This is a genomic window from Hyphomicrobium sp. B1, from assembly GCF_049532635.1.
Taxonomy (GTDB): Bacteria; Pseudomonadota; Alphaproteobacteria; order Rhizobiales; family Hyphomicrobiaceae; genus Hyphomicrobium_B.
This window is the reverse complement of sequence record NZ_CP134871.1, coordinates 2084043-2110247: the sequence shown is the minus strand read 5'-3', so window position 1 is coordinate 2110247 and position 26205 is coordinate 2084043. Positions and strand designations below refer to the sequence as shown.

The 26205-nt window shown below is 56.1% G+C and carries 25 protein-coding genes; 15 read left to right on the top strand and 10 right to left on the bottom strand.

The features are described 5' to 3' along the window. Nucleotides 1-190: 190 nt before the first annotated feature. A complete protein-coding gene (locus tag RLW55_RS10130; RefSeq protein WP_414463778.1) occupies nt 191-997 on the top strand; it encodes a DUF1295 domain-containing protein in 807 nt (268 codons plus the stop codon). A 49-nt stretch (nt 998-1046) separates the two neighbouring features. Here the strand turns inward: RLW55_RS10130 and RLW55_RS10125 are convergent, their stop codons facing one another. Beyond that, nucleotides 1047-1445 (bottom strand): DUF2177 family protein, encoded by a 399-nt coding sequence (locus RLW55_RS10125; RefSeq protein WP_423416360.1) that lies wholly within the window; start codon nt 1443-1445, stop codon nt 1047-1049. A 322-nt stretch (nt 1446-1767) separates the two neighbouring features. Continuing rightward, nucleotides 1768-1968: a hypothetical protein gene (locus RLW55_RS10120; protein ID WP_414463780.1), complete on the bottom strand. Its 201-nt coding sequence runs from the start codon at nt 1966-1968 to the stop codon at nt 1768-1770. A gap of 384 nt (nt 1969-2352) precedes the next feature. Between RLW55_RS10120 and RLW55_RS10115 the strand changes: the two genes are divergently transcribed. From RLW55_RS10115 to RLW55_RS10100, 4 genes are all read left to right on the top strand, one after another. Further along, a complete protein-coding gene (locus RLW55_RS10115; protein WP_414463781.1) occupies nt 2353-2949 on the top strand; it encodes a sigma-70 family RNA polymerase sigma factor in 597 nt (198 codons plus the stop codon). Further along, entirely contained in the window at nt 2946-3584 is a 639-nt protein-coding gene (locus RLW55_RS10110) for a ChrR family anti-sigma-E factor (protein WP_414463782.1), read from the top strand. The genes RLW55_RS10115 and RLW55_RS10110 overlap by 4 nt, the downstream gene beginning before the upstream one ends. A gap of 252 nt (nt 3585-3836) precedes the next feature. Beyond that, entirely contained in the window at nt 3837-4913 is a 1077-nt protein-coding gene (gene dinB, locus RLW55_RS10105) for a DNA polymerase IV (RefSeq protein ID WP_423416359.1), read from the top strand. Between the two features lie 396 nt (nt 4914-5309). Further along, nucleotides 5310-5702, top strand: a complete 393-nt coding sequence (locus RLW55_RS10100; protein WP_409560866.1) for a DUF1622 domain-containing protein — start codon at nt 5310-5312, stop codon at nt 5700-5702. A 136-nt stretch (nt 5703-5838) separates the two neighbouring features. On the opposite strand, the gene RLW55_RS10095 is transcribed toward RLW55_RS10100, so the two are convergent. After that, nucleotides 5839-6288 (bottom strand): hypothetical protein, encoded by a 450-nt coding sequence (locus RLW55_RS10095; RefSeq protein WP_423416358.1) that lies wholly within the window; start codon nt 6286-6288, stop codon nt 5839-5841. 547 nt (nt 6289-6835) lie between these two features. Then, nucleotides 6836-7474 carry a Spy/CpxP family protein refolding chaperone gene (locus RLW55_RS10090; protein ID WP_423416357.1) on the bottom strand — a complete coding sequence of 213 codons (639 nt, stop codon included), beginning with the start codon at nt 7472-7474 and terminating at the stop codon, nt 6836-6838. A gap of 204 nt (nt 7475-7678) precedes the next feature. On the opposite strand from RLW55_RS10090, the gene RLW55_RS10085 reads away from it, so the two are divergent. Together RLW55_RS10085 and RLW55_RS10080 are read left to right on the top strand one after the other, a co-directional pair. Beyond that, the gene (locus RLW55_RS10085) at nt 7679-8410 is read left to right on the top strand and encodes a response regulator (protein WP_423416356.1); all 732 of its coding nucleotides are present in this window, start codon (nt 7679-7681) and stop codon (nt 8408-8410) included. A gap of 272 nt (nt 8411-8682) precedes the next feature. Beyond that, the gene (locus RLW55_RS10080) at nt 8683-9840 is read left to right on the top strand and encodes a sensor histidine kinase (protein WP_423416355.1); all 1158 of its coding nucleotides are present in this window, start codon (nt 8683-8685) and stop codon (nt 9838-9840) included. 31 nt (nt 9841-9871) lie between these two features. On the opposite strand, the gene RLW55_RS10075 is transcribed toward RLW55_RS10080, so the two are convergent. From RLW55_RS10075 to RLW55_RS10065, 3 genes are all read right to left on the bottom strand, one after another. Then, nucleotides 9872-11413, bottom strand: coding sequence for a PepSY-associated TM helix domain-containing protein (locus RLW55_RS10075; RefSeq protein ID WP_423416354.1), 1542 nt, complete (start codon nt 11411-11413; stop codon nt 9872-9874). Further along, entirely contained in the window at nt 11413-11886 is a 474-nt protein-coding gene (locus RLW55_RS10070) for a hypothetical protein (RefSeq protein WP_423416353.1), read from the bottom strand. Before RLW55_RS10070 ends, RLW55_RS10075 begins: the two co-directional genes overlap by 1 nt. Before the next feature lie 187 nt (nt 11887-12073). Continuing rightward, a complete protein-coding gene (locus tag RLW55_RS10065; protein ID WP_423416352.1) occupies nt 12074-14341 on the bottom strand; it encodes a TonB-dependent receptor in 2268 nt (755 codons plus the stop codon). A gap of 544 nt (nt 14342-14885) precedes the next feature. Between RLW55_RS10065 and RLW55_RS10060 the strand changes: the two genes are divergently transcribed. The 8 genes from RLW55_RS10060 to RLW55_RS10025 all read left to right on the top strand — a co-directional run bounded on the left by RLW55_RS10060 (nt 14886) and on the right by RLW55_RS10025 (nt 23833). Continuing rightward, the gene (locus tag RLW55_RS10060) at nt 14886-15140 is read left to right on the top strand and encodes a hypothetical protein (RefSeq protein WP_409560874.1); all 255 of its coding nucleotides are present in this window, start codon (nt 14886-14888) and stop codon (nt 15138-15140) included. Nucleotides 15141-15381: 241 nt separating this feature from the next. Next, nucleotides 15382-17259, top strand: coding sequence for a methanol/ethanol family PQQ-dependent dehydrogenase (locus tag RLW55_RS10055; protein ID WP_423416351.1), 1878 nt, complete (start codon nt 15382-15384; stop codon nt 17257-17259). Further along, complete coding sequence (locus RLW55_RS10050) at nt 17240-18049, top strand: quinoprotein dehydrogenase-associated putative ABC transporter substrate-binding protein (protein WP_409560876.1); 810 nt, start codon at nt 17240-17242, stop codon at nt 18047-18049. Before RLW55_RS10055 ends, RLW55_RS10050 begins: the two co-directional genes overlap by 20 nt. 5 nt (nt 18050-18054) lie before the next feature. Beyond that, nucleotides 18055-18549, top strand: a complete 495-nt coding sequence (locus tag RLW55_RS10045; RefSeq protein ID WP_409560877.1) for a c-type cytochrome — start codon at nt 18055-18057, stop codon at nt 18547-18549. Continuing rightward, entirely contained in the window at nt 18546-19595 is a 1050-nt protein-coding gene (coxB, locus tag RLW55_RS10040) for a cytochrome c oxidase subunit II (RefSeq protein ID WP_423416350.1), read from the top strand. Before RLW55_RS10045 ends, coxB begins: the two co-directional genes overlap by 4 nt. An 11-nt stretch (nt 19596-19606) precedes the next feature. After that, complete coding sequence (ctaD, locus tag RLW55_RS10035; protein WP_423416349.1) at nt 19607-21544, top strand: cytochrome c oxidase subunit I; 1938 nt, start codon at nt 19607-19609, stop codon at nt 21542-21544. Next, nucleotides 21537-22136, top strand: coding sequence for a cytochrome c oxidase subunit 3 (locus RLW55_RS10030; RefSeq protein WP_423416348.1), 600 nt, complete (start codon nt 21537-21539; stop codon nt 22134-22136). Before ctaD ends, RLW55_RS10030 begins: the two co-directional genes overlap by 8 nt. A 437-nt stretch (nt 22137-22573) precedes the next feature. Further along, nucleotides 22574-23833 (top strand): cytochrome c oxidase assembly protein, encoded by a 1260-nt coding sequence (locus tag RLW55_RS10025; protein WP_423416347.1) that lies wholly within the window; start codon nt 22574-22576, stop codon nt 23831-23833. A 14-nt stretch (nt 23834-23847) separates the two neighbouring features. On the opposite strand, the gene RLW55_RS10020 is transcribed toward RLW55_RS10025, so the two are convergent. The 3 genes from RLW55_RS10020 to RLW55_RS10010 all read right to left on the bottom strand — a co-directional run bounded on the left by RLW55_RS10020 (nt 23848) and on the right by RLW55_RS10010 (nt 26111). Continuing rightward, nucleotides 23848-24102, bottom strand: a complete 255-nt coding sequence (locus tag RLW55_RS10020; protein WP_423416346.1) for a hypothetical protein — start codon at nt 24100-24102, stop codon at nt 23848-23850. Then, complete coding sequence (locus RLW55_RS10015; protein WP_423416345.1) at nt 24086-24457, bottom strand: hypothetical protein; 372 nt, start codon at nt 24455-24457, stop codon at nt 24086-24088. Before RLW55_RS10015 ends, RLW55_RS10020 begins: the two co-directional genes overlap by 17 nt. Before the next feature lie 76 nt (nt 24458-24533). Further along, the gene (locus RLW55_RS10010; protein ID WP_409560885.1) at nt 24534-26111 is read right to left on the bottom strand and encodes an arylsulfatase; all 1578 of its coding nucleotides are present in this window, start codon (nt 26109-26111) and stop codon (nt 24534-24536) included. Between the last annotated feature and the right edge of the window lie 94 nt (nt 26112-26205).

Below are 26205 nucleotides of genomic sequence, written 5' to 3'. Positions count from 1 at the left end.
GGAAACGGTCAGGCTAGCGCTTAGTACGAATACGAGCGCTCGTAGATCTTGGATCACCGGGGCGTGATCCATATTCGGGCAGGCCGCGTAAGCATTATCCAATCGCCCAACTCATTTTCGGCGGGACATTGTCGTCGCATACGTTGACGTAGCGCCTTACGAGCCCCAGGCTGGCGCCCACAGGAAGCTGATGACGAATTTATCCTTCGTGTTCGCAGTGGCATATGCGTTCGGCTCTCTGTCTCTGGCCATGACAGTTGGATGGCTAGTTTGGCGGGGGACGCGCAACTCCGGCTGGATTGACACAACCTGGACACTCGGGGTGGGCCTGACGGCGATCGCAGGCGCTTTGGTGGGCGGCGGGTTTACTGAACGCTCCGCACTGGTTGCTCTATTGGTTTGCCTGTGGGCCGGCCGCCTGGCCCTCCATATCGGAGTGAGAACCAACGGCTCAACAGACGACCCGCGATACGCGCGGCTGATTACGGAATGGGAGCCGGACGCCGAGCGTCAAATGTTCTGGTTCGCGCAAAAGCAAGCGTGGGTAAGCATCCCGCTGACACTGTCGATCCTGATCGCGGCCTGGAATCCCGTGAAAGGGCTGCATCTTCAGGATCTTCTGGGTGCCGTCGTACTGATTTTTGCCTGCGCCGGAGAAGCACTAGCGGATTGGCAGCTCGCGCGATTTCGCAGCAACCCCGCGAATAAGGGGCGGGTGTGCGATCAGGGCCTCTGGCAGTTCTCACGGCATCCCAATTATTTCTTCGAGTGGGTAAGCTGGCTCACGTACCCCATCATCGCCGTTGATCTAAGTGGCGGATATCCTTGGGGGTGGCTCGCGATCCTGGGGCCCGTCGTGATGTACTGGCTGCTCGTTCATGTTTCGGGGATACCACTTCTCGAACAGCACATGCTCACCCGCTCCGGCGACGAATTCCGCAAGTATCAAGCAGGCACCAACGCCTTTTTCCCAGGTCCGCATCGGCGCCGTTCTTAAAGACGCTATCGCGCGCTCATCGCAGGGCGTTGAACGCGGCTTAAATTGTTCAAGCTGAGAAGTGGTTCATTGCAAAATACGCGGCAAGACAGGCAACACCTGTCGCCAACGATCCCCACGACATATCGACGACGGTCAGCGCTAACGACCAGTTCCGCAAGGTTGCATAGTTCGTGAGGTCATACGTCCCATACGCAACCGCGCCAAAAAACAATCCGCACAAAAACGCTGTTCGTGGACCCGACGACAGTCCCGGTAACGCGCCGAAGAAGACTGCGCCAACCGCGTAGAAAAGATAAAAAACGATCGCAGGAACTAGCCTCACAGTCGTCGAAGCCGAATCTCCGAGAACAGGCAGATACAGTTTCGGAACCGTGATGCTCAACCAAACGAAATCCATCAGTCCGAAAACGATGAGGAACACAACGTAGCCAGTCAGAAAAGCCATGGCGACCTGTATTGAACCGTTGCTTCAGTCAAAATGCCGTTCAACAATCTTCCTCAATAAAGCCGTCACGCTTGTTCTTGTGGCTAGCTGCGTCTGCGAAGAGCGGAACCGCTCAACTGCCGCAAAGATGGCGACTGCACCCAAGAAAAGCATCGGCGAGACGATAGGCATACCGACATCCACGAATGGTCTAAGCAATCATTACGCACCAAAAGCGCATTTGGATCTCTCACCAATCGCCTCGTTCCGGTAAGCAGTATCAAATTCTATCCGGATCGTTTTCAGGCGACGACAGTCACACAGCTCTAATCCGCAGCAACTCTCATATTTTGTTTTCGCTAGCCGCGCCGCACCGCCAACGAGAAATCTGCCAGCCCGGATGCTCCTTGGCCCAGAAGCCGAACTGCAACGGCGCCTGGACCACACAGGTCATCGAATCGATACCCGCATCAACTTGGATCTTGAATTCGCGGCAGACGCTGGGGTCGCGAACAAGGCAGGCGGAAACAAAAATGGCAAGCATGGCGGCGCTCCCTTTTATTTCGCAAAGCTACGTGAGCGAGCCTTTCAAAGATCACATCTCACGGTGATGTGTATTGGAGAGATACGAGTTAGAGACGCATCCCGCGCGGAAGGAAAAATGCGGGGCCGTGGCAAGATGGACCCCGCAAGTTGACAATGGCACATTCGCCCAGATTGAAAGGCGAACTTGCGAAGATTACGCACCACCAAAGAGTTCGGATCACAGCGGCGAAAGCGCGTGCGCGGCGGTATCGGAAAGCGCCTACGACAACAAATTGCGATAGCATTTATGGTTTCTTGCCATCGCGTTTGGATCGGCGGCCTCATCTTGATTTACGTTACAAGGTGTACAAAAGCTGTTAAGCGGTGCCGCGATCACTATTAGATGGACGCTTTAATTCGCGGCGGCGGCCCGACTTCCTCAAGATTTGAAACAAAAATGCCGGACATCGAGAAGCTCGAACGGATCGCTGCTCAAAAGGATGCCCAAGCGTATCGCGCGCTGTTCGAGAAATTCGGACCCATCGTGAAAGCTTTCATGATGCGGCAGGGAGCTGACGCCGCCACGGCAGAAGAGCTCGCGCAAGAGACGATGCTGAGCGTCTGGCGCAAGGCCGCGCTCTACTCCGAGGACAAGGGCAGCGTAGCCACATGGATTTTTGCGATCGCACGTAATCTGAGGATTGATTACCTACGTAAGGAAAAGACGTGGGTCGAATTGCCGGATAACTACGCTCAGGAGGCGAGTTCGGATACGTCTCCTGATGAGGCCGTTTCAGGCAAGCAGCAACGCTCGATTATAAGGAGAGCTCTCGATGCGCTGCCTGAGGAGCAAAGACAGGTGGTGATTCTGTCTTTCATTGAAGGTTTGCCACATCGTGACATTGCCAGCCGGCTTAATTTGCCGGTTGGCACGGTCAAGTCGCGTATCCGTTTGGCGTATTTGAAACTTCGTAACGCGGTTGGGGAACCGGAACAATGACGATCAGACGCCACCCCGCCCCCGAAAATCTAGTGAGCTGTGCGGCTGGCAGCATGCCGGAAGCTTTGGCGGCTGTCATGGCCTGCCACATGACCATTTGTCCTCGTTGCCAAAAGGAGCTTACGTTCCTGGGCTCGGTCGGTGCGACACTTCTTGAAGACGTGTCACCCATGCCGCTCGTTATGAAAATGCCGTCTCCCAACGTTCCGGTCGAGCAGCCCATATCAATCACGGAAAATTCGATTAAATGCGATGTTCCAGCACCGCTCCGAAAATTCGTTGGAAATCGGCTTGAAAACATCAAATGGAAACGCGTCACTCCCGGGATCTGGCAATTTCCTATTCCACTGGCAAAACATTCCAAATCGTCACTCAGGCTCATTAAGGTCGGCCCCGGCCTTAAACTGCCAGATCACGGACATTCCGGATCGGAGTTGACCCTCGTGCTTCAAGGCGCGTTCAGCGATGAATTCGGATCGTATGAAGTTGGTGATGTTGTCGAGATGGGCGAGGGCTTCGAGCACGCCCCCGTCGCCGCGGAAGGAACAGACTGCATATGCCTAATCGCATTGGAAGGACCGATGCGATTTCACAGCAAGCTTGCGCGTATTGTGCAGAAGTTGACCGGCTTTTGATTGGATAGACGGGTTGCTGGCGAAGTCGGGAGTGACGATCCTGCCCCTCATTGTTCCGAAGTAAGATCGACTGCCACTGCACCATTTGGATCAATCGCTGAACGGTCCTCGCGCGCCACCTTCCATCTGAGCACTGCTTCCAATCGAAATTATCAAACCTCGCAGCGCGGAAGTGTCGTCTACGGCCGGTGTCCATTCGCGGCTGGCGCAGAACTTCGTGCCGAGCGCACGCAATTCCGCTAGGCTGGCCCGATGAGAGAGCACGTCACCCGCAAGATCATTCACGTCGATATGGATGCCTTTTATGCGTCCGTCGAACAGCGGGATAACCCCGAGCTGCGTGGGAAGCCGGTTGCTGTCGGTCACGGCGCGAAACGCGGCGTTGTCGCCGCCGCGAGCTATGAAGCCCGGAAGTTTGGCGTACGCTCTGCGATGCCATCGACCACGGCGATGCGAAACTGCCCGGACCTTATCTTCGTGAGGCCGCGCTTCGATGTTTATAAGTCCGTCTCAAATCAGATCCGCAATATCTTCGCGGAATACACGCCTCTCATCGAGCCGCTTTCGCTCGACGAAGCCTATCTCGATGTGACTGAAAATTTGCGGGGACTACCCACGGCCTCCGACACGGCAGCAGAAATCCGAAGACGGATATTTGACGAGACGGGCCTCACGGCTTCGGCGGGCATTTCTTACAATAAGTTTCTCGCAAAGCTCGCGTCCGACATGCGCAAACCAAACGGCCAGTTCGTGATCCCTCCGCAGAAAGGTGCCGAGTTCATAGAAGGATTGCCTGTCGCGAAGTTCCACGGCGTCGGCAAAGTGACCGCAGAGAAACTTAACGCGCTTGGAATTCTCACTGGAGCCGACCTTAAAGCCAAGTCGCTCAATTTTCTCGAACAGAACTTCGGCAAGTCCGGATCATGGTACTACGCAATCGCTCGCGGAGAAGATCACCGCGAGGTCCAGCCAAACCGGCAGCGCAAATCCTCGGGCTCTGAAACCACGTTCCACGAAGACCGCTTCGCGCCAGCCGATATCGAAGCAGGCGTGCTAGAAATGGCCGATGATGTGTGGGAATGGTGCGACAAGAACCAGAGTTTCGGTTCAACCGTCACGGTCAAGATTAAGTATTCCGATTTCCGCATCATTACGCGTAGCAGGACGATCGCAGGCCTCATAAATTCCCGCGAGCTTCTCCGCGAACTCAGCCTCGGGCTCACACGATCGACCTATCCTGTTTCTACCGGCATTCGTCTCGTCGGCGTTTCGGTTTCAAGCTTTCAGCAACGTGAGCCCGCCCAGCTCGATCTACCACTTAGCGGCTGAGTATCCCCGCGTTGCGCACACGCGCCGCGTCCATCTAGGCTGATATCGGGTGCGAAAAAGCGAAAACCCCACCCCACTCGACGTGTTCTCGACGGTGCAGTTCTATCTCGCTTTCAGAATATCAACGACTTCAATTATCTAGGCCGCACCTATCAAATTATCATGCTATTATTCCACACCAACGGCGTGCGGAAGGAAAATTTGATCTTATGCAAGGGTACATCCTTCCCCTAGCGGCTTCCAGCTTCGGCCTACGGCTGCGGGTCGAATCTTTGCTGGTGTCGCGGATACTGAGCTTACAGGAAACTTGCGGTTTGGATCGGCAACATCGCCAAGCGGCGCTAGCTTTGAGCAACAAGGAAGCATTTTGCTGCTCGCAAATACTTGGAGTGTGTCGTGGAGGCCTGGTTTGTTGAAGCCGGAAAGACCGCGGTTCTGCTCATCGATGCGGTTGCGCTACTGGTCATCGTCCTTGGAACGATTGAGGCGTTCGTGAACGGTAGTCTTGTGTTGTTGGGATCCCGGACAGGACACGAACGTCGCGATGTGTGGTTGCGCTATGCGCGATGGCTCGTTGCTGGACTCACGTTTCAGCTAGCCGCCGACATAATCGAAACATCCATCACAACGGATTGGCAAGCCGTGGCTCGTCTGGCCGCTGTTGCGCTCATTCGTACGATGTTGAACTTCTTTCTCGAACGAGATCTCGAAGAGGTGAGGGATCGCCAGCGAAGGGATACCGACACAAAAGAAAATGGAGAGAAGATGGGACGCACAAGGACATCTTAGTCCACGTCTGCTTATGGGTCTGCAGCAGATGCTATTGCGGTAGCATTTGCATTTAACGGTCGTCGCGCCCCATGTCTGCATGCTCTGCACGGCAGGCACCGCACTCACCATAGGTTGGCTCAACACCACTTGTCGATCACCTTGAACTACTCCCCGCTCTCAGCCCGTACCCGCTCAGAAATTTATCGTGCGTTGCGTCTTCAGTCGCAGCATTGACAAACGGGCAGCCATAAAACTTTTCATCCGAATACCAAATCGCCAGAATCGGAAATATGCGATCAAGAGATTCTATGGCCCTCCCTCCGCGACCTTCGACGCTATCAAAGAACAATTTTGCGCCACCGCTCGCCGTCAATCTCAAGAACCGTTTCGACCATTTCTCTTGCGCATAGCCCGAATAGACGCCGCGCGCATCGGCACGCCAGACCTCGACACGAGCGCCGGTCATTGGTTTGCATGTCGTTGCATCGATCACAATGAGCAGCATGATCGTGCTTAAGCCCGTCCATCCTTCACGAATATCGGAGCGAATAAGTTTTCGATCGAAATAGTAGGGTCCTTCGATCTCTTGGGGAAAAGCGTGCACTCTCCCGGCTAGCCAACGGGTGAACTATCAGCGGCTTTAGTTGGCTTTTCAACGAGATTGATGGCCGCAGTGCCGAGCAGCAATCCACGTACGCCGCTCCGTCTAACACATCGGCTTGAAACCGCAGCCGCCCGGAGTTCGCCCGCCGTGGCCTAAACTGAAGATCAAGCTGATAAAACCTCAATTCCAGCCCCAAGAATGCGCGAGCCTTCTTAAGCGCAACGACAAATAGACCTGCCATCTCGGGTACAGCGCCGACATCTCCAAAAACTCCTCTTCCCTCAATGCACCGTCGCGTATGAGGCTTAGAGCCAATTGCTCGGACGCCGTCTGAGGCTGAATGTCTGGCAACAACTGCCGATTCATATTTTTTGGTTCCATATTCATTTTGCCAAATGACATCAGACGTGTGCACTCGTCACTGCGATAACAAAGAACAGAAACGCCAGTGTGAGCAGCAATCCGATTTCGTAAAAGCGTGTCATCACCGTCTCCTCAAATGTGCTGGACGCGAAGAGATAGGAAACTCCGCGCCCAGCATCTCCGCTCACAACGGGTCGGGATGCGGACCGTCAGGTCCGTTCCCGCCACCCAAACCCGGAGGCGGAACGAGATTGAAAGGCGGCGGCGGCATCGGTCCGTCGTGCGGCGGAGGCATGATGCGCTGTTCTATTGCACTAACTTTGGTCAACTGTTCGGGCGTGAGTTTTGCCCGAAGAGCTTCGATAGCTTTCTTGAGGGCTTCTGCATCGTGACCGCGCGCGACCGCGTCATCTGCCATTTTCTCAGCGAACGCGAAGGGCTTTTGTTGATCACCCGCCGCCGGTTCCGGCTCTTTCTTACCGGGATGAGGCGGCTTGGCGACATTCAGCAACGCGTCTGTAAAGTCGCGCCAAGCATCAAGTTGTTCGACACGAATGCCGATCTCGGTCTCAGCTTCGGACAGAAGCGAAGCCAAGGGACGAGGACCATGCGGCGGCGGGGGCGGCGGCATGGAACCGAACATTCCGCAGCCCGGGAATTTGTCGCCCATTCCATGGAAACCGGGCCCCATCGGCATTTGCTTCTGCGGCGGAATTTTGTTGGTTGGCTCTGCGGCCGCACTCGAATAGATGGCGGCGCCACAGACGAGTGACATTGCGGCGGCAGCCGTCACTACGATGACGGATCGTTTATTCCTGGACACGACAACCTCCTCAGCTTCAGGGCGAATCACCAACAGCTTTCAAAGCTCTCGCGATCACCGGTTGCGCCGTATCTAACAGAGCGAAGGGAGGTTTGGATTTCGGGGACACTTCGAACTGTAACGGTCCGTTACAGAAATGAGATTGTTGTGTGGCTGACCAAGCAATAAAGATAGGATGCCAGTTAGAACCATAAAGGCGATAAGTTGTTTGCATCTCCCCATATTCTTCTAGTCGACGACGATAAACAGATACGCTCCGGCCTAGCTCGCTTTCTCGTCTCGAACGGCATTCGCGTCACAGAAGCCGGAAACGATATTGCGATGTGGAAGTCGCTTGAGGTGGGGAAATTCGATCTTATCGTTCTCGATATCATGATGCCGGGCGAGGACGGCTTGTCTCTTTGCCGACGACTAAGAGCGACCCGGCCGATCCCGATCGTATTGCTGACTGCGATGTCGAGCGAGACGGATCGCATTATTGGTCTGGAAATCGGTGCTGACGACTACGTAACAAAGCCATTCAGTCCGCGCGAACTTCTTGCGCGTATCCGTGCGGTTCTTCGCAGAACGCAGAACGCTCTTTCGAAAGAAGAGCCGGTTACGCAGAGCATCTACGTGTTCGACGGTTGGCATCTCGATACTGTGAGAAGGGTCCTGAGAAATCCGGATAATGTCCTCGTCGATCTTACAGCGGGAGAATTCGATTTGCTGCTCGCGTTTGTCGAAAGGCCCCAGCAAGTCCTGACCAGAAACCAACTTCTCGACCTGACGCGCGGACGCTCCAGTACGCCCTTTGATCGCACAGTCGACGTCCAGCTCAGCAGACTGCGACGCAAGATCGAATCCAATCCCGCGCAACCGACGCTCATCAAGACCGTTCGCAGCGGCGGTTATATTTTCACTGCCCCGATCGACAGCGAAGCGACGCGCGATTGAAAGCAAGCCCTATGCGAAAATTTCGGGTCGGTCTCAGCACGCGCATTGCACTCACGATGCTCACCGCACTTCTTCTTTTGCAGGGGCTCAATGCGGTGACATTCTTCTTTTTGCCGCCGCCCACACAAACGATCTACAGCGCGCGTTGGCTGATTTCTGAAACGAGCGAAGCAACGAAGAAAATCTTCGACGTCGAGACGACGCATCGCAAAGAAGTCGCAAAAGCCCTCAGCAACGAACTGCATCTTTTCATTTCGTGGGACGAGATGCGTATGGAGCCGCCAAGCCCAGAGCGCGTTGCGCCCGGGTTCTTTATGCGGCTGGAGCGTTCGCTTCGTGAAAGCCTGGGCGGGGGCATCAGGAGCGTCTCGGTGGAACCGCGCGGGGGTCCGCCATTCCCGCGAGGCGGCGAGAACACACAGTTTGTGCCCGCAGGATTTGAGCAACATTTGCCGACAGGTGCCTTGACGACCAACGAGCCGGATATTCCCATTATCGGCGACTTCAGCATTTTGGTCCAAGGACCTGATGGAAGCTGGCTACACATTGAGCCGCGCCGCCCACCACGATTAGGTCCGCTTTTTAGTCCCCCGATGATCACTGCCGCCGCCGCGATCCTTCTAATCTCCTTCCTATCCATATGGACGGCCAAGCGCACGCTGACTCCGATCGATGACCTTGTTGGTGCGGCGCAACGCCTTGGGATCGATCGCAACGCCACCCCGGTCGATACGCGGAAGCTGGGAGACTTTGCGGTTGTCGGACGCGCACTGAATGAGATGCAAAAACGCATCAAGAATTTTGTCGATGAGCGAACGCATATGCTCGCCGCCATATCGCACGATCTTCGAACGTCCCTGACCCGACTTCGGTTGACGATGGAGGAACTAGATGAAAGCGCGAGCAAGAATGCGCTCGTCAACGATGTCGAGGAGATGGAGCAGATGCTTTCCGCGACGCTCGCTTTCGCAAGCGACGACTCGAAACGCGAAAAGACCGAGCGTGTGGATCTCGGTGCATTGCTTATCACGATTTGTGATAGTTTTTTGGATGCAGGCGCATGCGTCGACTACCAAGGTCCGGATCATCTGCTTACTGTCTGCCAGCCCCTCGCAACCAAACGAGCGTTCATGAATATTGTCGATAACGCGGTGAAATACGGGATGTCCGCACGCGTCGGGCTTCAGCTAAATGGCGAGCACGTCGTTGTCACTGTAAAGGATCACGGTCCCGGCATTCCGGACGATCTGATTGAGGCAGCCTTTCAGCCATTTCACCGGCTTGAACAATCTCGCAACAGAGAAACGGGCGGCGTAGGACTTGGATTGGCCATTGCCCGAGATATCGTTTCTGCTCAGGGCGGAACGATCGCACTCAGTTCACCTCATGACGGTGGTTTGGTGGCGACAGTGCGGCTGCCACGCAGCTAACGCTCCGATCGCTATCTCTGCTGACTGGCCATCATGGGATCGCGGCAGAGATATTCGGCGTTCTCGCCGTGTACGAAGTCCGAACGGCTAGAATTAGAATAACTGCCGCCATGATCAGCAATCCGACATCGATCCACGATGACGCTGGATCGGTCGCCAATCCGCGCCACTTCCAGAAGTGAAGCGTGGCGACACACGCCAAGGCAACGCCCGTCAGCGCTTGCAGTACTTTCGTAACGAGCGCTGCGTTCCAAAGCACGAATGAGATTGAAAGACTCGCGATGGTCGCCGTCAGATAAACAGCAATGAGCCCATCCTGCACATAGAGCGCCGCAACCGCTACAATTGCGAGTGCCAGCGGCTGTCCCCACACCAGACCTGACCAGACCCTTTCCCATCGCTCAGCCGGCCGCCCTTTGTCTCGCCGGCGAGCCAGCCAGATCGCAACTCCACTCTGCGTGACGATCGTGAGCGCCAGACCTAGAATAGCGTAGAGAATTTTTGCGGTTAGGCCACCAAACCAGCCGAAGTGAAGCGGCTGCAGCACTCCGAGGATCTGCTGCCCGATCCCGCCCTCTTCAAGACCGCCATCACCGATGCGTTTGCCTGTGCTGTCAAAGTAATAGGTATTTGCAAAAGCAAGATGTCCCGGTGTCCGCATCCGCAAGTGCACCATTTGGCCGCTCGTCGCAATCTGCTGAAATTGAACAGATACGAGTTCTGCGTCGGGTTTCTCGCGCCGCACGTCGGCGATCATAGAGGCGATGTCCGGCATCGCAGCGGGCTTGCCCGTCGCCACTGCTCTTGGACCGAGAATGGTCGCCAACGCCTTGTCGGAATCGCCGTCGTACGCAGCCAAAGCCAGTACTCCGACGATCAGCGTCGAAAGACCAAGAAGCGCCCCACTCAGCGAAACAATAAAATGAAACGGCAGTCCCCAGACACCCAACCTATTATGAAGGTCGGCTTCCTGCAATCGCTTCGATCCACCCCAGCGCAACGCGAAAGCATCTTTGAAGATTCGCGGGTGTGCGAGCAGTCCCGATATGAGAGAGGATAGCAGCGTGACCCCGGTTAAACCTACAATGAAGAACCCCCAGGTCCGTGGCAGATGCAGCCGCGTATGCAGTTCGCCGAGAAAATCGGCGAATGGAGCTACGGTACGCACGACCAATCGGCCATCCGCATCCGCCACCCATTCTCCGTCTTTTCCTGTAGCCACATTGAAATAGTTGACGGTGAATCGGGGATTGATCGCGCTTGGAAATGTCAGAACGACATTTTGGCTGGCGTCATCGATCAGGGCTTGCCCGTGTGCTGCCCAAGTCGCCTCCGTTATGGCCTTAGCGCTGACCGGACCGCTGACCCGCGGCGCATTCGGCTGTTCCCAGCGGTGAAACTCGAGCAGGAAAACGCTGAGTGTGCCGGTCAGGCATACGATATAAATCAAAGCGGCAAACGCGAGCCCCAGCGCCGAGTGTCCCGCGAGCATTGCTTGCACGAACTTCGGCGGCAGCAGCGGACGTTTCCGGTTTCTCGCGATGTCTTGCACAATCGGCTTTTGACTCGTCATCACATCAAAACTTTTGGCAAAAAAGCAATGCCGTAACTTGCGGCCGACACGCCAAGCAGAATGATCGTCGCCCGCGCGAGCTTCGCATCCGCGAGCGTCCACGCCATGCCGCCGCCCCACAGCACGGGCACCAGCACGCCGCCTATAACAATGCGGTCATGAACGCCTAGCGGCATGGCGACGGCGAATGCGACCCCGATGCCGATTGCAGCGACACCCGCGAGCACAATAGCCAACAGACTTTTGGCAACCGCGCGTCGCCAGTCGGTGCGCCGAGCTTCCGGCTCAAGCGCGAGAGACATCATCACCGGAGATCGTCTGCCCCGCACTTCGACCGTCATCGCGACGGCGACATAGGCCATGACGGCGAGTGCCAGCAGAGCGTAGGCCAGCGCGACCTCGCCGCTCATTTCGCGCATCAGGAAGGCGACGCTTGCGACAAGAGACAGCCAGCCGCCGACTACCCATGGCAAATGCGGTCTTCGATCGCTGAGCCAACTGGCACGCAGTAAGAAGAGACCGGCACCCATAAAAATGAGCGCCGGCAGCACTGTCAGCATGAAGGACGGCGAAGGAATTGCGGGCCTCTTCGAAGTTAGAACTTACATACATCCAGTTATGAGCGTCCGCGCTTGGACTACAATCGCGAAGACTTAACGATCAGAAGTTGACCGTGCTGGACACCAGATAGGTTCGTGGCGCGCCGACCGTTATGATGCCGTCGCTGCTATATGATGATGCGTAATAGTTCGTATCTAGAACGTTCTCGACGTTGAAACGAACAGTCATCGGCTTGCCGTTCCAAGGATTATCGAACGTGTAGCGGGCGCCAACATCGTAGCGTGTCCAATCGGGAATGGAGTAATGATTTGCCGCGTCGATATAGACGCCGCTCGTATAGATCGCCCGACCGTTCAAGGTCAGGCCTTGGATCGGCGTATCCCATTCGGCTCCCATATTGACGCTGGTATCGGGAACACCTTGCGCTTTGTGGCCGTCGTTGGTGCCGTCAGCAGTTTTCTCAAGGCGCCCGTCAATCAAAGCGACGCCACCCAAGAGCCGCAGCGTAGGCGTAAGCTCACCAAAGACATTGAACTCGAGGCCACGATTGCGCTGCTCGCCGTCATAACCGAGAACGTTGTTGATTGCGATGAGCGACGGCTGCGCGATGTCGAAAGCAGCGAACGTTGTGCTGATGGACCCGAAATCGACCTTAACTCCCACCTCTTTCTGAGTGGTTTGCGACGGCTGCAGCGCTTCGCCGGCATTCGCATAGGTTGGGCCAACCGTCGTTCCCATTTGTAGGCCTTCGATGTAGTTCGCGTATAGCGAAACGTTACGGAGCGGCTTTACCACCAAGGCGTAAGCAGGACTCCAGACCGACGCGTCCGTCGACGAGATCTCGGTGCTTGTAACAGTAGTACGGGTGTTGTCGGCACCCGCATCCTGATGACGGACGCCGATCGTGAATTGGATGCGATTGTCCAGGATCGACATCGTATCCGACACGCCCTCGCTCGACAGGTTGGTTTCCGCCAACGTCGCGATCTGCGGGCCGAAGGACGTCGGCTTCGGGATGGGAACCGGATCGTAGATGTTCGAACAGATACTGTACGGGTAGGGCGGCAAGCAAGACGCGGCGTTACCGGTGCGCCAACTACCGACGTTGTCCCTTACGGTCTTAGAATAATCGACATTGAATAGGTGATTTATCGGACCGGTATCGAAGTCGGCGCGGATACCGGCATTGCCCGCCCAGTTTTGCGTTAGAGAGCCACCTTTGAGCGGGTAAGTGATAAAGTCTCCGCTGGCATTGAGCAGGCCAGGCGACGCGAAAAGATAGTCGAGATTGTTGTCACTCCAGCCGTAGGCACCGTAAGCCGTCACGTGATCGGTAAGTTTGTACTCGCCGCGGACCATCGCGAATGTCGAGTTCGTATTCCAATACCCCCAAGGCATGCCGCCATAGTTAGATGAGGCATCCGGCGCTGGCGGAACTTTTCCGTTCATGAGCGGCAGGAAGGGGGGAACGGGCTGCACCAACCCAGGAGATGATGAAGGAACCACGGTGATGAACCGCTGGACGCCTGTCAAATCATTCGCCTGATAGCCGACGTCTGCAGAGAGGCGCAGCCGCTCGCCGCGATAATCGAGATTGAGAACGGCGTCGCCCAACTCGTTGTGCTGATCGTCGATAGCGGTGTCGCCGGAGCCGTAGCTACCGTTGAACCTCACGCCGAATTCTTTGTTCAGGCCGTAGCGTCGCGCATAGTCGAGTTCAGTACCGACCAGCCCCTGCGATTGGAAGGTCGTCGTGACCTGCGTAACCGGATCGTCAGGCGCCTGCTTCGTAACGAGATTGATGCTGCCGCCAACTGCGCCGCCCGGAGGCATGCCGTTTAGCAGCGCGCTCGGTCCTTTCAAAACTTCGATACGGTCGACGTAATTGGGCTGTGTCGTATACGTCGGTGCGATGCCATAGAGCCCGTTCAAGCCCATTTCGCCGGTATCGTAGTAGAAGCCGCGAATGTAGAACGTATCCTGGCCATAGCCCGCGCTCGCGCTTTGGTTTGCGCGCACCGACGGATCATTCAACAAGACGTCCGCAACCGAGCGTGCCTGCTGGTCCTGAATCGTCTTCGCCGTAAAGCTTGTCTGATTGAAAGGCGTATCCATCACGCTTCGGTTGCCAAGCATGCCGAGCTGGCCGCCTGTCGCAACCTGACCACCTGCGTAGGCGACCGGCGGCGTCAGCGTGGACAGCGGATTGGCTGCCGGCATCGTTGCTGCAGCGGCGGCTGTTTCAGGCTGTACCGCACCTGCGCTTTGCGGTGCTGAATTCGACTTTTTCGTAGCCGCGACTTTTTTCTTGGAAGGTACTTTCTTAGCAGCCTGGGCTTTTTCGGCCTCGACGGTGATCTGTGGCATCGGAATTGGATCAGCGGAAGGCGCCTGCGTGAAATCTTGCGTCGGCTCTTGAGCTGAAGCTTGAGACAGTGTGAGGACAGAACATACGAATCCGCACGCGCAAACGGCACGCCAAGCAATGTACACCTGAAACTCCTATTCCAATTCCACTCGTGACCGGAACGACACGCGTCATTGCAAGGGGGCGCGGATGGTCCTGCCCTCATTTGTATACTTTTATTGTAATGTATCAATCTGATCGCGCTTGGCAACGTGCAAGACGCTCAGGCCGTGGGTTCAATCGGCAACATTGCGACTTTTCGCCATCTTCGGAAAGTTGGCCTAACTGGAGCTTCGCGAAGGAGGGCCCGATCGATATCGATGTCGTAATACACCTTGCGATTGGATTCATTTGTCGTGGCCGACGCTCTACATCGACGAGAATGACAAGGAGACTCTCGTCGAAGACAATTTTCAGCTGATCGAAACGTCACCCATTACAAAAGCGCGAGATTTCGGAACTCAGGAGCAGGCGGTCTGTTGCCACGATAAGGAGGACGGATCCATGTCCACGCTCAGCAATCTTATGTTTGTCGCCGCTGTTGTTGGCGGTCCGGTCGTTCTAGCGTTGCTTTACCTCTACGGCATGAAAACAACGCGCGAAAAAGATAGGATACCCCATTCTCGTGACATTACCGACCGCGCTACGAAAGAGCTTTATAATGAAAGCGAGGCCGAGCGCGAGCATCAGGAAAAGGCAGCGGCTCGCTCGGATAAAATCGTCGATGTAATCGAACGAAAAACTGGAACGTCGGGCTGAATAGCCTTCGAACACCAGGGCACCGTATTTCATGTCTCCCCCCGACGGAGACGGTTTGCCGACGCTCACCGTATTTATCCGTGCTGCAAAAGAGCGAGCACAAAAAGATCGATAAATTTCGGAACCATGACCAGCTGATACGGTTCTAGCGAGCAACGAATAGTAGCCAACTTTTAGGTCGCCTTTCCGAGCGGCCAACGATTTTGCTAAGCGCGCAAAGAACTCGCATCAGGGACCGCCGATGAAAAAGCTCGGGTCGCCTCTCTCTTTTTTTGTAGCTCTATCGTTGCCGGTATTGATCCCCCAGGCATCCTTCTCCCAGACATCCTCGCCTCAAATCAAGACCGCGGTGGTCGGCACGGCGGCAAATCCAGAAAATGCGGGGGCCGATGCGTCAAAACCGCAGGGCCCCGCCTTCGCGACGCCTGGAGGCAACGAATGGCCTATGCCTGGCGCAAACACGGCGCTCACGCGCTACAGCTCGCTCTCGGACATCAATGCGCAAAACGTCGGCAAGCTGACGAGTGTCCTCACGTTTTCGATGGGCGTTGATCGCGGACAGGAAGCGGCGCCACTCGTCATAGGCGATACGCTCTATGTCGTCTCGCCGTATCCCAATATCCTGTACGCGCTCGACCTTTCGAAACCTGGTGCGCCTTTGAAGTGGAGTTACAAACCCCACCCTCTGGCCGCGTCGCAAGGCGTGGCATGTTGCGATGTCGTCAATCGCGGTCCCGCCTATGCGAACGGCCGCGTCTTCTTCAACACGTTGGACGGCGATACGATCGCCGTCGACGCGACAAGTGGAAAAGAGATTTGGCGAACACAGCTCGGCGATATCACGCACGGCGAAACGATCACAATGGCGCCGCTTGTCGCCAAGGACAAAGTTCTCGTCGGCGATTCAGGCGGCGAAATGGGCGTGCGCGGCTGGATTGCGGCACTCGACCAGGCCACCGGTAAGGTCGACTGGAAAGCCTACAGCACCGGCCCCGATTCCGAGGTGCTGATCGGTTCGGATTTCAAACCATTCTACCCGCAATACAAAGGCAAAGACCTGGGCGTATCGACGTGGCCTGCCGATATGTGGAGACATGGCGGCGGTACCGTATGGGGCTGGGTTGCGTATGATCCCGATCTCAATCTTGTCTACTACGGCACGTCGAATCCGGGTCCATGGAATTCGTCGATGCGGCCTGGCGACAATATGTGGACGGCAGGTATTTTCGCTCGCGATCTCAATACCGGGCAGGCGCGATGGTTCTATCAGACAAGTCCGCATGATATGTCGGATTACGATGGTGTGAACGAGACGATCCTCGTCGATGCCAACTGGAACGGAAAGCCAAGAAAGCTCCTCGTTCATCCCGATCGCAATGGCTACGTTTACGTTCTCGATCGCGGGACGGGCGAAGTTCTATCGGCGAAGCCTTTCGCCCCCATAACGAGCAGCACCGGCGTCGACCTCAAGACCGGGCGCATTCAATATAACGCGGCTAAGCAGCCAAAGGTCGATCAAGTCGTCAAAGACGTCTGTCCCGCTCCACCAGGCGGCAAGGATTGGCAGCCATCCTCGTTCTCGAATTCAACGGGCTTGCTCTACATTCCACACAATAATCTGTGCATGGATATCGAGGAGGGCGAAGTCGGCTACATCGCGGGGACGCCCTACGTCGGCGCCAACATCAAGATGAAAGCAGGTCCGGGCGACGGCCATCGCGGTGAGTTTGACGCTTGGGATATCAAGACCGGGACGAAGGTGTGGAGCATCAACGAAAAGTTCCCCGTCTGGAGCGGCGCTCTCTCAACGGCTGGCGATGTCGTTTTTTACGGAACGATGGATGGCTGGTTCAAGGCGGTGGACGCTAAAACCGGCAAGCTCCTTTGGCAGCACAAAACCTCGTCGGGAATTATCGGCCAGCCGACAACATGGCGCGGCCCCGACGGTAAACAGTATGTGTCGGTTCTATCGGGGGTCGGCGGATGGGCGGGCGCCATCGTTGCCGGCGGCCTTGACAAGCGTGACGGAACCGCCGCGCTCGGCTTCGTCAATGCGATGAAGGATCTGCCAGAGGCCACGACAAAAGGAGGAACGCTCAATGTCTTCGCGCTTCCTTAGCCTCGCATGCGGCGCCGTTGCGACCGTCTTCCTGGCATCTTCTCCCGCAATCTCACGCGAACTCAAGGTCTGCGCCGATCCGAACAATATGCCTTATTCCAACGCGAAAGGTGAAGGTTTCGAAAACCGGATCGCCGAATTGGTCGCCGCCGACATGGGCGCAACGGCGAAGTTCGTCTGGAAGCCAGAATGGCGCGGCTTTGTCCGTAAAGGGCTGAAAGCCGGGCTTTGCGACGTCGTTCCCGGCGTACCGACGAGCTTTGAGCGCGTTCGAGCAACAAAACCTTATTATACGGCGAGCTATGCCTTCGTTCAGCGGCAAGGGGCGAGCCCAGTAACATCCTTCGACGATGAGCGACTTAAGACTTCACGCATCGGTGTCCAACTCGTCGGTAATGACGGCGCAAATACGCCGCCGATGGATGAGCTTGCGCGACGTGGTCTCAATCAGCATGTCCAGGGTTTCATGGTCTATGGCGATTGGTCGAAGCCAAATCCGCTGGCGCCGATCGTCGACGCAGTCTCGAACGGCGATATCGATATCGCGCTCGTGTGGGGACCTATCGCCGACTATTACGCCGCACGCGAGATACCTCCATTGCGCGTAACGCCGGTTACGACGGGGCGCTTGATGTCATTCTCGATCGCCATGGGCGTTCGCAAGCAAGATGAAGAACTCGCGAACGAGATCAACCGAATTATCGACCGGAGACGCGACGACATCAGAAAAATTCTTGCTGACTACAACATTACGCCTTCCATGGATCAGAAATCCGCAACTGCGGAGTAAGAACAGTGACGCGTATATTTTCCTTTCTGGCGTGCGCCGCATTGGCGATGTCGCTGTCGGCATGCAAAGCGCAAGAAAGCAAAGGCGACCAAGCGACTGAGCGAAGCTCTACTCAATCGAACGAAGAGCCACGCGTCGCCCTGGTGCCGCTAACGCCTGGAGCAGGCAAGCCCGTCGTCGATCACAGCGCCGAAGGCCGCCGCATCGAAAACGATCCCGAGCAAATCGCTGCAGGGAAGCAACTCTTCACGGCCATGAACTGTGTCGGGTGCCATTTCCATGGCGGCGGCGGCATGGGGCCGCCTCTGATGGACAACGTCTGGATCTATGGCGATTCCATCGAAAACATTGCCGCCACCATCCGGGAAGGCCGCCCGAATGGCATGCCGTCGTTCCGGGGATTCCTGCCAGACGAACAGATTTGGCAGCTCGCCGCTTATGTCCGCTCGCTATCACATCCGCCGCACAATCAGACAGCCGCTCAAGAAGAAAAGAAATGAGAAGCGCGCAGCACGATCTAGTGAAAGTGACGGCGAACGCTGCTCCGGCGTTCTCTTTGTGCGCCTTGTTTCCTGCCCGGGCATTCGCGACCGCTGCCCCTCTCAATTTTCTTCAGTCCTCCGGCCCTAAGGCCGACAGCATCCTTGCGCTGACCTGGGGCCTACTGGCGATTTCGATCATCGTTGTGATTTTGATGACTGGGCTGGTCTTATGGGCTGTATTCCGGTCGCGCTCCCCGTCTGATCTGGACAACGGCATACAGCCTGACGGCCATCGACCAAACAATTTCAACATTTTTGGATGGGGCCTCGGCATCACGACGCTTGTCCTTGTTGGCTGCGTCGTCTGGACAATGGTAACGCTTGCGGCCATTGGCGAGCCGCCGCAAAAGCCTGCGTTGACGATCGCGATCACGGGACATCAGTGGTGGTGGGGTATTCGCTATTTGAGCGACAAGCCATCTCAAGTTTTCACCACAGCCAATGAAATTCACATCCCGGCGGGCGTTCCGATAAAAGTGACGCTGCGATCTGCGGACGTCATCCACTCATTTTGGGTACCCGCACTGTCAGGTAAGACGGATGTCATTCCAGGGCAGATCAACACCACCTGGATCGAAGCAAAAAAGCCGGGCACCTATCTCGGGCAATGCGCGGAATACTGCGGCGCTCAGCATGCCCATATGGCAATCCGCGTTGTTGCGGAACCCGCGGACAAATTCGAGGCATGGCGAAACGATCAGCTGAAACCCGCAGCGCCGCCAGCTACGGACGACGGGAAAGCTGGACTGGTCGTGTTCGAGCGGCGTTGCGCGGGCTGCCACACCGTTCGCGGGACGGAAGCCGGCGGTATCTATGGGCCAGATCTGTCGCACCTTATGACTCGTGCGACACTCGCGGATGGAACGGTCCCTAACGCCGGCGGCTATCTCGCGGGATGGATTGCCGACCCACAGCACATCAAACCGGCAAGCCGCATGCCGCGGGTCTCTCTGTCGGGCGACGAGCTTCAAGCCGTCACGAGCTACCTCAGAACGTTGCACTAGGAGGGACACGCATGGCAGACACGACCGCGATCCCGACCGTCGATGCGACGCCTGCACTTGCTGAAAAGCTCGAACGCATTTGGGAGACGCGCCCGGGATTCCTCGGATGGCTCTCGACCGTCGACCATAAGTCGATCGGCATTCGCTATATCGTTACGGCCTTTGCATTTTTAATCATCGGCGGCATCGAAGCGCTGATTATGCGTCTCCAGCTCGCCGGTCCCAACGAGCATTTGCTGACTCCCGAACAATATAATCAGCTTTTCACGATGCATGGCGTGTCGATGATCTTTTGGTACGCCTCGCCAATTCTCTCTGGGTTCAGCAACTACCTGTGGCCGTTGCTGCTTGGATCTCGCGACATGGCGTTCCCGCGGCTCAACGCCCTTTCCTACTGGATTTATCTATTCTCCGGAATTTTCCTCTATGGCAGTTTCGTCGGCGGCGTTGCCCCGGACGCCGGTTGGTTCGACTACGTGCCGTATGCGTCAAAGGACTTCAATCCCGGCATCAACATCGACATTTACGCGATGGCGCTGATCTTTCTAGGGATCTCGACGACGGTGGGCGCGATCAACTTCGTCGTGACGCTTCTGCGCACGCGCGCTCCTGGGATGTCGATCAATCGCTTACCCATCATGGTGTGGGGAACGCTGACGGCATCGGCCGGAAATATCCTGGCAGTTCCCGCTGTCAGTCTGGCGTTCTTTCTTCTCTGGCTCGACCGGCGATTTGGAACGCATTTCTATGACGTCCCAGCCGGGGGCCAACCTCTCCTATGGCAGCACCTCTTTTGGATGTTTGGGCATCCCTGGGTCTATGCCATCGTGCTTCCAGCCATGGGCATCGTGTCCGATGCGCTTCCTGTTTTTTGCCGGCGTCCCCTCGTCGGCTACACCTTCGTTGCGCTGGCTACTGTCCTGACGATGGTTCTCGGCTTCGGCGTCTGGGTCCATCACATGTTTGCGACAGGTCTGCCGAACATCGGCATGTCCTTCTTCAGTGCGGCTTCGTTCGTCATCGTTATTCCGAGCGCGACTGCCGTCTTCGCCTGGATCGCCACCATCGCGATGGGACGTCCACAAATGACAACCGCGTTTTTGTTCCTCTCTAGCTTCATTATTCTTTTCGTTATCGGCGGCGTGTCGGGCTTCATGACCGCAGCCGTGCCGGTCGATTGGCAGCTGACCGACACCTATTTTGTCGTCGCCCACATTCATTATGTGCTGATCGGTATCAACGTCTTTCCGGTTATCGGAGGGCTCTATTACTGGTTCCCGAAAATGACGGGGCGCATGTTGAGCGAGCGCCTGGGCAAATGGAATTTCTGGCTAACTTTCATCGGTTTCAATATTGCGTTCCTGCCGATGCATCTGACCGGACTTCTTGGAATGCCGCGCCGCATCTACACTTATGGACCCGACTTCGGCTGGACGACGCTGAATATGATCACAACGATCGGCGCCTTCATTCTCGCTTTCGGAATACTGCTATTTCTCATCAACATCGCCATCAGTCTGCGTTCGGGCGCCCTCGCAGGACCAAATCCGTGGAACGCTCCGACGCTCGAATGGGCGACGTCCTCACCACCACCAGCTTACAACTTCGCAGTCATTCCAATCGTCGCAAGTCGCCATCCTTTATGGGAAGACATCCTCCAGGAAACCGATGAGCGCTCTTCGATCAATAGCGGCTTGGCGCTCGACCATGGCCGCGAGACGATCGCCACAACCACGATCGACGCGGAGCCTGATGCTATCCTAAAAATGCCTGACGATAGCTATGCGCCGTTATTCTTGGCGTTAGGTCTCAGCGCGCTTTTCGTCTCCATGCTCGCGCAGTCGCTCGCCGGCGGCGCTTTTTCCATCGTCGCCATTCTTCTCTCGATACTGCTGTGGCTTTGGCCCACGCGCGTGACGTTCCGGCCCGTTGAGGTGTCGCATGGCTGATCTTGTCGTCTCTCGGCCGGATGAGCACCTTCCCGCTGCCGGACTTCATCGGTCATCGGGCTGGTGGGGAATGCTGTTCGTAATTGCGACGGAAGCCGCGGTCTTCGCCTATCTGCTCTTCAGTTATTATTACATGGCCATAGAAATACATTCGACGTGGCCCACACATCCGCCTTCATTGAAGTTGGCATTGCCGAACACGATCATTCTTCTCGCCAGCAGCGTAGCGATTTGGTGGGGCGAGCGTCAGTTCAAACAAGGGCGCCGCGCAGAGGCGTTCCTCGGCATGTCGCTCGCGGCATTTCTAGGTCTCTTGTTCTTGGGCATTCAACTTTTGGAATGGCACAATAAGACCTTCACGGTCTCGTCCGACCCGTACGGATCGCTTTATTTCACGATCACAGGATTTCATATGGCACACGTCGTTGCCGGCTTGCTGATGATCGTCGCGTTGATTTCCTGGATGGCCGCGGGGCTCCTTTCGGATCGCCGGCGCATCGCGCTCTCAATCGGCGCGCTCTATTGGCATTTCGTCGATGCCGTCTGGCTGACAGTATTCTTCACTTTCTACATCACCCCTTACTTGAGCTAAGCGATGCATCAAGGCGCAACCATATCGGGCTCAGCCCATCCAGCCCCTCACCGAGAGAAGGCCCCGCTGTCGGCGTTGGCATTCGGGCTTCTTTCCGCACCAATTGCGTGGGTTCTGCATCTGCTCATCAACTATTCGATCGCAGGCCAACGTTGCATCGGCGCCGTAGCTCGGGAAGACATTTTACGTGGTCCGCCGGGAACTCTGGCCATGATTCTTCTCGTGGACATCGCCTCGCTCGCGTTTGCGGTGTCGGCAGGATACGTCGCTTTTGTTCTCTGGAATAAAACGAAAAACGAAAAAGTGGGAGAGGCGCGCGCACTCGTCCATGCCGGAGAAGGTCGAACGCGCTTCATGGCCATGTGCGGAGTTCTAACGAGCACGCTTTTCGGGTTCGCAATCGCAGTTGATGCCCTGGGATCTATTGTGGGGCCGCCATGCTGAAAAGACTTTGCGCTCTTTTACCGTTGCTGACGACCTTCTGCGCTACGGCAGCAAGCGCACACGCCGTATCCAATGACACTCAATCGTCTGAGACGATCAGATACCTCGAAACAATCGTTATCATAGTCGCCGTCGTAGCATATGCAGCGGGCATCATTCGCATACGGCGAGAAGTTGGTGCGCGCCGCGTCGTAACCGCGTCGCAAACTATCGCATTTGCAATCGCGATGGCCCTGTTCGTCATCGTCCTGTCCCCACAAGTTGACGAAATCACCGACGCGCTTTTCTCGGCGCACATGGGTCAGCATTTGATCCTGATGCTGGTCGTACCCCCTTTGCTCGTCTGGAGTCGCCCGATCCTCGTAATGATCTGGGGGTTGCCGCGCAGCTTCCGGAAGCAGGTCGCCACTTCCATTACGGTCCATTGGCTGCGATCAGGTATTTGGCATCTGATGCACCCGTTGTCGGTGGCAGCGCTTTTCCTCGGAACTTTTTCGTTCTGGCATCTGCCTCGCCCCTACGCCTGGAGCCTTCAGAATGAATGGGTACACACGTTCGAGCATTTGAGTTTCGTCATCACCTCATTCATGTTCTGGACGCTTGTGATCGAACCGTCGGGTCGGCGTCGAATGGAATTTATTCCGAGCATGCTGTTTGTTGCCGCCATCGCGGTTCTCAGTGGTCTCCCCGGCGCTCTGATGATCCTGTCGCCGGTCGTCTTGTTCAAGGCTCACGGGATGGCGCCGTATGCATGGGGAATGACGCCGCTTGAAGATCAGCAAATCGCGGGCTTGATCATGTGGATCCCTGCCGGAATTTTTTTCCTGGCTCCGATTGCTTGGTTGTTCGTCAAATCGCTCCAGAATGCTGAACGTCGCGGAACCGTAACACATTTAGCGAGAGCCGGACTGCTGGCGTGCTCGTTCTCCGCCGTCTCATCGGGATATTCCGTTGTTAAGGCCGAGCCCGCCGGTGCACCCGCAAATGCCAAAGCGCTCATAGAACACTATGGATGCGGATCGTGTCACACGATTCCGGGCATCGATAACGCCGACGGGCGCGTTGGCCCGCCGCTCGCGGGAATTGGCGACCGCGTTTTCATTGCGGGGCGATTGCAGAACAACATCGAAAACATGACCAAATGGATCGCCAGCCCACAATCCGTCGCCCCTGGGAACGCCATGCCGGATATGGGCTTGAAGACCACAGACGCGGCAGCGATCGCTTCGTATCTCGAAAAGCTGCATCAATAGCGAGGGACATGGATTCAGGGCGGTTCCCTCGCATCCGAAGTCGACGCAAGGGTTTGCGCTTCAAGGTCGGGCGAGCAGGCGCAGGGCAAGCTGAGCATTTCATTGTCGAGGTGTTTCGTTGACCGGCTTGTAGAAGAGGTCGACGACTCCGCCCTCAGCTGCTGCAACGCCCGTCCTGCAAGGAAGATGGCGGTCAGGACCAAATGATGTGAAAGCGGAAAACCAATGCCATTGACGTAAAAGTATTTGCCGTCAGGCGAAAAACGCATCACGACCTCCCAAAAGGATAACCGCGGCTTTTTTCATCTCTTCACAGATTTGACGACTTTGCCCACAAGCTGCGACCAAATTCGACTTTGAAGCGCTCCCGATGTCGTGCCACCCTGAATGCTGACTGGGGATTTTTCGGGGGAAGGTCTCATGCCACTCGATGGAATGCGTGACGAGGATGAACCGCGCGGACCGCGCTGTGCGAGTTGCCACGAGCCTTTGGTCGATGGACAACGCGTCCGTCATGTCCATTTCAGCAACGATCCGCACGGCTTTCGTGGCTTGACTGGCAAATATCACGAAGCCTGCAGCAGGCCCTTCGTCTCGCTCGCCCATGTCATCAATCTTACCCACGCACGCGGCTTCTAGGCGATTGAATTGAAGCGCGATAGGACGGCGAGATCCTCGCCGCCCTCTCATGCATAGCGCGTCAGTCGCCAGCCACCGCAGTTGCCTTCATTTTTTCGATCGCGTCATCGATCGTAAAGCTGTTGGGCTTCTGTATCGGCGGGAAGTCCTTGAACGTCTCGGCAAATTTTGCGGCAACCATATTGATCGCGAACACAATATAGTCGCGACGAATGAACCACTCATAGTACGTGTTCGACGTTGTATCGGCGAATTCGTAGGGATCAGTGCGTAGATTAAAGAGTTTTGGCACGCGCAATCGCGTAAATGGCTCCGCCCAAACCTGGAGCGTTCCCTTGCAGCGCTGTTCCATGAAGACACATTTCCAATTGTCGTAGCGCAACGCGAGAATATCGCCATCGTCGCTGATGTAGACGAACAGCTTGCGTGGACTCTCTTTTTGTTCGCCGGTCAAAAACGGGAGCAGATTGAAGCCATCGATGTGGTTCTTGTACGTCCTTCCACAAGCCTGATAACCCTTTTTCAGCTTGTCCATGACGTCGGGATCGCCCGCCATTGCGAGAAACGTCGGAAACCAGTCGTGAAGCTGAACTATCTCCGTGGAGACTTGTCCCGGCTTTATCTTTGCCGGCCACCGCACCAACTGAGGAATTCGGAAGGCACCCTCCCAGTTTGTATTTTTCTCGGAACGGAATGGCGTCATGCCGCCATCCGGCCAGGAGTTGCGATGAGGACCATTGTCGGTTGAGTATTGGACGAACGTGTTCTCTGCGATGCCGAGTTCATCGAGAAAATCCAGCATCTGGCCAATGTTCTTATCGTGGTCGATCATCGTGTCGTGATACGGCGACTGCCAACGACCGGCTTGACCGAGGCTTTCTTTTTTGGGGTGAGTATAAAGGTGCATGTGAGTGGTGTTGAGCCACACGAACCACGGCTTCCCCGCGTCTTCGGCGCGCTTGATGAAATCCTTCGCCGCGGCTACGAACTCGTCATCACAGGTCTCCATACGCTTACGGTTCAATGGACCGGTGTCTTCTATTTTCTGCTTGCCGACCTTCCCCCAGCGCGGCTCTTCGGTTGGATCGTCTTTATCGGTCGCCCAAGAATGGATGACGCCGCGAGGTCCAAAATTCTTGCGATAATTTGGGAAGTCCTTTTCAGGAAAATAGTCGTACATCTCCGGCTCTTCTTCGGCGTTTAAATGGTAGAGATTGCCGAAGAACTCGTCGAAGCCGTGATTGGTAGGCAGCATGTGATTAAGATCGCCGAGGTGGTTCTTTCCGAATTGACCAGTCGCATAGCCTTGATTTTTCAATGCGCCCGCAATCGTTACGATCTTCTCGTTCATGCCGATCGGCGCGCCAGGCATGCCGACTTTCGATAAGCCGGTGCGAAGCACGCTTTGGCCGGTGATGAAAGAAGAGCGCCCCGCGGTGCACGATTGCTCACCGTAAGCGTCGATAAACATCATGCCTTCTTTGGCGAGACGATCGATGTTGGGCGTCTGATAGCCCATCAATCCATGCGAATAACAACTTAAATTCGAGATGCCGATGTCGTCACCCCAGATGACGAGGATATTGGGCTTGTCGGATTTACGGGGTGCGCCGCTGCTGCCTTTCGCTTCCTTGGCCATGTTAGGCTCCTTTTGGTTTCTGCTATTCCCTCCATGGTATTTCCCAATAAATTCGCTTCGCCCGTACTGATTGCGTCCTACGTATCCATCTTGC